Origin of the sequence: Lactiplantibacillus sp. C232, from assembly GCF_023806725.1 — a bacterium.
In the GTDB taxonomy this organism is placed as follows: Bacteria; Bacillota; Bacilli; order Lactobacillales; family Lactobacillaceae; genus Lactiplantibacillus; species Lactiplantibacillus plantarum.
In genome coordinates this window covers 1-548 of sequence record NZ_JAMSKZ010000048.1, presented here as the reverse complement: position 1 = coordinate 548, position 548 = coordinate 1, and the positions used below count along the sequence as shown (strand labels likewise).

The 548-nt window shown below is 39.4% G+C and carries 1 protein-coding gene; it reads left to right on the top strand.

Translation table 11 applies throughout. The features are described 5' to 3' along the window. Positions 1-122 precede the first annotated feature (122 nt). Positions 123-434, top strand: a complete 312-nt coding sequence (locus MZO41_RS16545; protein WP_024971544.1) for a hypothetical protein — start codon at positions 123-125, stop codon at positions 432-434. Positions 435-548 lie beyond the last annotated feature (114 nt).

Here is a 548-nt window from a genome sequence, read left to right as displayed (position 1 = left end):
ATGAAGGCTGGGCTTTTAGGCAACGATAATCGAAAGCACATCACAGGATTCCAGGACGAATTTGCCGTTGATAAACGAAATCCTAGAGTAGAAATAGATGAAATCACGGAGGACGAATAATCATGATTGATATGAAAATTGGACAGTATCATCTGACTAGTGACAAATACGAAGTTAAGGTTAACAGGATGTCATTAGACAGCCATGGGCATCCGGTAACTAGCTACGATGAAAAGTCTGGTATTAATCGGCTAGTAGAAGCACCCTTAGCACACTGTAAAAACGTCGAGGACGCATTGCACTGGCTTCGTGGGTATTTAATCCGGACTGGTAGTGAGCACATTAAAACAGTGGATCAGTTAGCCAGAAAGAGTCATGAAATTGAACGACAGTTTGACACGTACATTAAAGAGTGTGTACCGGAAGGATTATGAGCTATGTCCGGAAATGCTAAAACGTATCGGGATTTATTTCAAGAAATATATGAAAAATATGGTATTCAAACTACAACACAATTTCACATCAATCCAGATAAACAGATAAGTGAA